6 protein-coding genes are annotated in these 6,574 nt (G+C 67.4%); 2 read left to right on the plus strand and 4 right to left on the minus strand.

Features of this window, described 5'->3' with window-relative positions:
• Positions 1-33 precede the first annotated feature (33 nt).
• Entirely contained in the window at positions 34-807 is a 774-nt protein-coding gene (locus tag AWB92_RS05165; RefSeq protein ID WP_085184369.1) for a VOC family protein, read from the plus strand.
• A gap of 49 nt (positions 808-856) precedes the next feature.
• Positions 857-1,282 (plus strand): hypothetical protein, encoded by a 426-nt coding sequence (locus tag AWB92_RS05170; RefSeq protein ID WP_085184338.1) that lies wholly within the window; start codon positions 857-859, stop codon positions 1,280-1,282.
• 3 nt (positions 1,283-1,285) lie between these two features.
• Here the strand turns inward: AWB92_RS05170 and AWB92_RS05175 are convergent, their stop codons facing one another.
• From AWB92_RS05175 to AWB92_RS05190, 4 genes are all read right to left on the minus strand, one after another.
• Complete coding sequence (locus tag AWB92_RS05175) at positions 1,286-1,768, minus strand: VOC family protein (protein WP_085184339.1); 483 nt, start codon at positions 1,766-1,768, stop codon at positions 1,286-1,288.
• A 2-nt stretch (positions 1,769-1,770) separates the two neighbouring features.
• Complete coding sequence (locus AWB92_RS05180) at positions 1,771-3,285, minus strand: carotenoid oxygenase family protein (RefSeq protein ID WP_085184340.1); 1,515 nt, start codon at positions 3,283-3,285, stop codon at positions 1,771-1,773.
• A gap of 2 nt (positions 3,286-3,287) precedes the next feature.
• Positions 3,288-4,514 (minus strand): acetyl-CoA acetyltransferase, encoded by a 1,227-nt coding sequence (locus tag AWB92_RS05185; RefSeq protein WP_085184341.1) that lies wholly within the window; start codon positions 4,512-4,514, stop codon positions 3,288-3,290.
• A 224-nt stretch (positions 4,515-4,738) separates the two neighbouring features.
• A complete protein-coding gene (locus AWB92_RS05190) occupies positions 4,739-6,055 on the minus strand; it encodes an MFS transporter (RefSeq protein WP_152531365.1) in 1,317 nt (438 codons plus the stop codon).
• Positions 6,056-6,574 lie beyond the last annotated feature (519 nt).

Below are 6,574 nucleotides of genomic sequence, written 5' to 3' on the forward strand. Positions count from 1 at the left end.
CACGGGGCCAAGACACCTCAGGAGGAGATCATCGTGCCCATCCGTGACGGCGCGCCGCTGGGCGCTCCCTGCTGGATCGACCTGACCACGTCTGACCTGGACCGCGCCCAGGACTTCTACGGCACGGTGTTCGGCTGGACATTCGAGTCCGCCGGACCGGAGTACGGCGGATACGTCAACGCCGCGAAGGACGGACACCCTGTCGCCGGCCTGATGGCCAACAATCCCGAGTTCGGGTCGCCGGACCAATGGGCCACCTACTTCCACACCGGCGACATCAACGCGACCGTCTCCGCGATAACCGCGGCGGGCGGCACGCTGTGCATGGGACCCCATGAGGTGCCGGCCAAGGGCCACATGGGTGTGGCGACCGACCCGTCGGGCGCCTTCTTCGGCCTGTGGCAACCGCTCGAGCACCGCGGCTTCGAGGTTATCGGGGAGGCCGGCTCCCCCGTGTGGCACCAGCTGACCACGCGCGACTACCGCGCCGCGCTCGACTTCTACCGCGAGGTGTTCGGCTGGCGCACCGAGCAGGTTTCCGGCACGGACGAATTCCGCTACGCCACCGCATCATTCGACGGTCAGCAATTGCTCGGCGTAATGGACGGCACCAGCTGCCTTCCCGAGGGCGTTCCATCCAACTGGAGCGTTTTCCTCGGCGCCGAGGATGTCGACAAGACGCTGCAGGTGATCGCCGACAACGGCGGCGCCGTGGTGCAGGCGGCCGAGGACACCCCGTACGGCCGGTTGGCCGCGGCGAGCGACCCGACCGGCGTCGTCTTCAACCTGTCGTCGCTGCAGAGCTAGCGGGCGTTGATCACACCGGCGCAGCGGCGGGTCAGCTAGTCTCCCAACCATGACTCGCCGCCTGCGTCCCGGTTGGCTGGTCGCGCTTTTTGCCCTGCTCATCTCGGCCAGCACCTGGATGCCGTGGCTGACGACGGCGACGGGCGGTGGGGGCTGGGCCAATGCCATCGGCGGGACGCACGGCAACCTGATACTGCCGAGGGGCTTCGGTGCCGGACAGCTGATCGTGTTGCTGTCCTCGACGCTGCTGGTGGCGGGGGCGATGGTGGGCCGTGGCCTGTCGGTGAAGGCCGCTTCGGTTGCGGCGCTGGTCATTTCGCTGCTGATCGTCGGGCTGACGGTGTGGTACTACAAGCTCAACGTCAACCCGCCGGTCTCGGCGGAATACGGTCTTTATGTCGGCGCCGTCGCCGCGGCCTTCGCGGTGGTCTGCTCGCTCATGGCGGTGATCACGGCGCTGGCTTCGAGCCGGTGACGTTCAGCCCGACGGGAACTCGTGCGTGCCCGAGGCGGCGCTGCCCTCGGGCTCGTTGACGCCGAACACGAAGGGCGCGAACACGATTTCACGCCCGTCGGGGTCGCGATAGGTGACCGCGCCAGTGGCCTCCCAGTACGGGTGCTGCTGCACGGGCTCCAAGCCCGCCGCCCGTAGCCGCGCGATCGCGGCCTGCTGCGCCTCCCGGTCGGGGAAGTACAGGCACAGCTGTTCGTGGGGATCTACGGCGACGGGCTCGACCGACTCGACGATCTCCAGCGTCAGGTTCCAGCTGGGCAGGCCGAAGATGGCGCCGTTGCTGCCGTAGCTGGCCTCGAACGTCTCGTAGAGCGGAAGCCCCACCAGCTCACGGTAAAACCGCACTGTCTCTTCGAAGTTCGACGAGCGCCGGGCGAAGCGGAGGCCGCCGAGCGGCGCCAACTGCGGTGGCCAGTGCGTGTGCCGGCGACGGGATCCGTGGGACATCGTCACAGCCCCACCGCGCTCGCCGCCGAATCCGCGGTATGCCAGCGCCGCAGCTGATCCCCGGGGGCCCATGTCGAATGCGTGCCGCTGGAAATACGCTCCGGGAGTTGGAGTTTGCACACCGGGCCGTCGCCGATCCGGGCGGCGTCGAAGACCAGGCAGTACGAGGCGTCGGCATTCATGTCGGTGGTCAGCGTGACCAGGTAGCCGTCTTCCTCACCGCTTCCGCCGACCCGCGGCGCCATCGCGGTCTCGCTTCCGTAGACGCCGTGGCCGAACGAGATGCCCTCCTGCTTTCCGGTGAGCACGTCGTGTTTGACCAGGCCGTCGAACAGGAACCAGCCCGGTTTGCCGGTGGCGGCGTAGGTGTACCGGTAGGCGCTCGTGGCGTAGTCGGGGTTGATCGTCCCGAATTCGGTGATCGATTCCGACAGCTGCTCTTCGATCACCGCGCCGGTGACCAGGTTGAAGCGCCACCGGTGCAGCCGGGCCTGCAGCCGATCCAGAGCCAGGAACCGAAAGAGCTTCTCCCACTTGGTTCCTCCGGTGTCGAGCGGTTGCGGATCGCCCTCGAAAAAGCCGTCGAGCACGATCTCGTCGCCGTCCTCGTAGGCGTTGACGAAGTGCAGCACGAAGGTCGGGTCCGCCTCGAACCATCGAATGTCGCCCGTCGAGCCCCGGCGGGGGAGCACAGCGAAGCGCGACGGGATATCGGGGTAGAAACGCGGCAGGTGCACGTCGTGCTCCAGCAGGTGCGGATCCCAGAACAACGGGAAATCGTTGAGTATCACGTAGTTTTCGGTGAACGCCATGTCGTGCGGTAGCCGCGGTCCCGGCAGCGGGATGTCGACGTAGTGGACCAGTTCGTCGCTCTGGTCGACCACGCCGTAACGCATGTACGGCTCCTGCTTGCTGTAGTTGAAGAACAGCAGCTCGCCGGTCTTGCTGTCGACCTTGGGATGCGCCGACACGCCCCAGTCGGTGGGGAAGCGCCCGTTCCAAGTCTCCTTCCCGATCGTGTTGGCCGAATACGGGTCGACCCGGTATAGGTCGCCGCACTGATAAAAACTGGTTAGCGCGATTCCCCGGTGCACGATCACGTCGGTGCTCGATGCGTCCTTCATCCGGGTGCGGGCACCCCAGCCGTCCTCCCGCTTGGTCAGTTGCACGGCCTCGGCCAAACCCGGCCACAGCGGTTCGCCGGCCTCGTTCTCTGCGAGGAAGCCGTCCGTGCGGACAAAACGGTTGCGGTAGAAGGCTTTTCCGTCCCGGAAGCCGACCACGTGCAGCATGCCGTCGCCGTCGAACGGGTGGTAGGTCTTCAGCGCCGGGTGCAGCGGATTCTCGGTGTTGCGCAGGTAGATGCCGTCCAGGTCGCGGGGGATTTCCCCCTCCACGGCGGTCAGGTCGTCGGCGTCCCACTCCGTCGTCTGCGGGCGCCAGGGCCCGGTCCGGTAGGGATGGTCGTCGTCCTCGGGGAGGGTGGACAGGTACTTGCCGACGATCTCAACATCCATGGTCACGATCCCTCGGTTGCGCTCACGACGAAACTGACGGTGGTGGCGGTGCTGCCGCCGAAGTTCAGGGTGCCGAAGGTCTTCGCGTCCTCGACCTGATAGTCGCCGGCCGCGCCGCTGACCTGTCTGGCCGCGTCGAGCAGCATCCGAACGCCGGACGCGCCGACGGGGTGGCCGCCGCCGATCAGTCCGCCGCTGGGGTTGATGGGCAGCCGGCCGCCGATCTCGATCTCGCCGTTTTCGATGGCCTTCCAGGATTCGCCCGGGCCGGTGAGCCCGATGTGGTCGATGGCGAGGTACTCGCTGGGCGTGAAGCAGTCGTGCACCTCGAACCCGTCGAGGTCGTCGAGCGTCACGCGCGCCCGGCGCAGGGCGTCGAGGACCGCCGCCCGCACATGGGGAACCACATAGGGGTCGTCTACGGCGCGGTCGAGCTTTTGCCGCAGACCCAGCCCGACGGTGCGGTGTCCCCACCCATCGATGCGGCCGATCGGGCGTGCGTCCGGGTGGTCGCGCAGGTATGCGTCGTTGACCAAGACCACTCCCGCGCCGCCGTCGGTCATCTGGCTGCAGTCGAACCGGCGCAACCGGCCCTCGGTGATCGGGTTGGTCGCGTCGTCGTCGGTGATCGGGTCGGGCACCGTCCAGCCGCGCGTTTGGGCGTTGGGGTTGCGCCGCGCGTTGGCGAAGTTCAGCTGCGCGATCGCCCGCAGGTGCGTGTCGTCCAGGCCGTACCGCCGGTCGTATTCGTCGGCGATCTCGGCGAACATCGACGGCCACAGGTAGCGAGCGCCGGCGCCCTCGTGTCCGGTCCATGCGGCGGCGCCGAGATGCTGGGCCGCGGTGTCGCCCGGCACCGTCTTCTCCAGCTCGATGCCCACCACCAGCGCGGTGTCGTAGGCGCCCGACCGCAGATCGGCCATCGCCGACAACGCGGCGACGCTGCCCGACGCGCACGCCGCCTCGTGCCGTGAGGCCGGGGTGTCCCAGAGTTCGTCGCATACCGTGGCCGGCATCGCCCCGAGGTGACCCTGGCCGGCGAACATCTCGCCGAACGCGTTCCCGACGTGCACGACGTCGATATCGGCGGCGTCGACTTTCGCCGCGGTGAGCGTCCCCTCGACGACCTCGGCGGTCAACGAGGCGAAGTCGCGGCCCTCCTTGGTGAGGTTGCGAGCGAAATCGCTTTGGTAGCCGCCCAGTATCCACACGCCCGTCGAGCCGTCCATATGCCGCACGCTACTCCTGGACGGTTCGGCCGAGTGGCCAAAAAGGGACGGCCCCGTCGGCTCTCGGGCTGAACCGACGGGACCTAGACGAACGCGAAGGCCGGCCGCCGCATTCGCCTCTTTTGGAACATTGCCGCCGAGCGCGATCGACAAACAAATTGGCTCAACCTGGCAGCCGATAGTCAGAACCGGCGCTGACCTGGCGCAATTTGGCTTTGCCCCGTTCAGGGCGCTGCGGCGTCTCGCGCGGGTTCGGTCGGCCGCTGCTGGAGGGCTTGGGCGTCGGCGCGGTCGAGGGTTGCCAGGTCGATGCCCTTGGTCTCGCGGGCGGCCAGCGCGGACACGGCGCTCACCGCCGCGGTGGCCGCCAGGTACCAGGAAATGGGCACCGAGGATTTGTAGGTCTCGAGCAGGCGCACGGCGATGATCGGTGCCAGCGAACCGGCGACGATCGAGGTGACCTGGTAGCCGAGCGACACCCCCGAATAGCGCATCCGGGTCGGGAACATCTCGGCCATGGCCGCCGGCTGGACGGCGTACATGACGCCGTGGAAGACCAGGCCGATGATGACGGCCGCCAGGATGATCGCGTTGCGGCGGGTGTCCATCATCGGGAAGGCGAAGAATCCCCAGGTGCACGCGCAGACCGCGCCCACGAAATAGATTGGGCGCCTGCCGAATCGGTCGCTGAGGCTTCCGGCCAGCGGGATGACCACGAAGTGCACGGCGTGCGCAATCAGCAGCCACGACAGGATCGCCTTGGTGTTGGTGTGCACGTGGACTTTGAGGTAGGTGATGGTGAAGGTGACGACGAGGTAGTACATGGTGTTCTCACCGAAGCGCAGGCCCATGGCGGTGAAAACGCCGCGCGGGTAACGCCTTAAGACCTCAATAGCGCCCAACTGCCTGGCCTTGGTGCGGTCGACCTCCCGTTGCGCCTCGAGAAAGATGGGCGCGTCGGTCACCTTCGTGCGGATGTAGTAGCCGATCAGCACGACGACCGCGGACAACCAGAACGCGACGCGCCAGCCCCAGCTCAAGAACGCCGCGTCAGACAGCGTCCAGGTGAGACAAAGCAGCACGATGGTGGCCAGCATGTTGCCGCCGGGCACGGCCGCCTGGGGCCAGCTCGCCCAGAAGCCGCGGCTTTCCTTAGGGCTGTGCTCGGCGACGAGCAGGACGGCGCCGCCCCATTCGCCGCCGACGGCGAAGCCCTGGAGGAAGCGCAGCACCACCAACAGGGTGGGCGCCCAATAACCGACCTGGGCGAAGGTGGGCAGGCAGCCCATCAGCACGGTCACGGCGCCCACCAGCAGCAGGCTGAACTGCAGGAGCTTCTTGCGTCCGTACCGATCGCCCAGTTGGCCGAAGACGAGGCCGCCGAGCGGGCGGGCGGCGAAGCCGACGGCGTAGGTCACGAAGGAGGCGAGGATCGCGTCGAGCTCGTTGCCGCCGCGCGGAAAGAACACCTTGCTGAACACCAGCGTGGCCGCTGTGCCGTAGAGGAAGAATTCGTACCATTCGACGACGGTGCCGGCCATAGACGCGGCGACCACGCGGCGAAGAAAGGTCCGGTTTTGGAATGGGTCCTGCTGCAACTGATTAGGGGCACTCACCGGATGTCCTCCTAGGTGGACCGCCCGCGGGGGCGCCGACCGCGTGTGCTGGCGGAACGGAGCGTACCGCGCTTTGGTCGGCATCGCGCCGTGGCCTCGGCATCGCCAGGCGTCGCGTGATCCGCGTCGTATCGCACGTGGTGGGTGAGAAACCGGTGAGTTGCGACACGGTCACGGATGCATACCTATCCGCTGATCGCTGGTCACATTAGCCCCGTGAATCACTATCGTCACATGAGCCAGCTGCGGACGTCAATTGCGACGGCCCGCTCCCGGGAAAGGTGTGACATTGACGGCGATTCCCCGGATCGTGTCGTTATCGATGGCGTCGGTGACCGCCCTCGGTTTCTTCGTCGTGGTCGGCCCCGCGCCGACAGCGAACGCCACTCCCTGCGGCGCGCCCGAAGCGAACGCCGACCCCCCGGCCGCGCCGCCCCCGATGCC

The sequence above is a fragment of the Mycobacterium sp. IEC1808 genome, from assembly GCF_002101935.1.
Taxonomy (GTDB): domain Bacteria; phylum Actinomycetota; class Actinomycetes; order Mycobacteriales; family Mycobacteriaceae; genus Mycobacterium.

What these genes read in the sequence shown, in the direction of transcription:
- AWB92_RS05170 (WP_085184338.1), top strand. Translation starts at nt 857, where the DNA reads ATGACTCGCCGCCTGCGTCCCGGTTGGCTGGTCGCGCTTTTTGCCCTG.
- AWB92_RS05175 (WP_085184339.1), bottom strand. Translation starts at nt 1,768, where the DNA reads ATGTCCCACGGATCCCGTCGCCGGCACACGCACTGGCCACCGCAGTTG.
- AWB92_RS05180 (WP_085184340.1), bottom strand. Translation starts at nt 3,285, where the DNA reads ATGGATGTTGAGATCGTCGGCAAGTACCTGTCCACCCTCCCCGAGGAC.
- AWB92_RS05185 (WP_085184341.1), bottom strand. Translation starts at nt 4,514, where the DNA reads ATGGACGGCTCGACGGGCGTGTGGATACTGGGCGGCTACCAAAGCGAT.
- AWB92_RS05190 (WP_152531365.1), bottom strand. Translation starts at nt 6,055, where the DNA reads ATGGCCGGCACCGTCGTCGAATGGTACGAATTCTTCCTCTACGGCACA.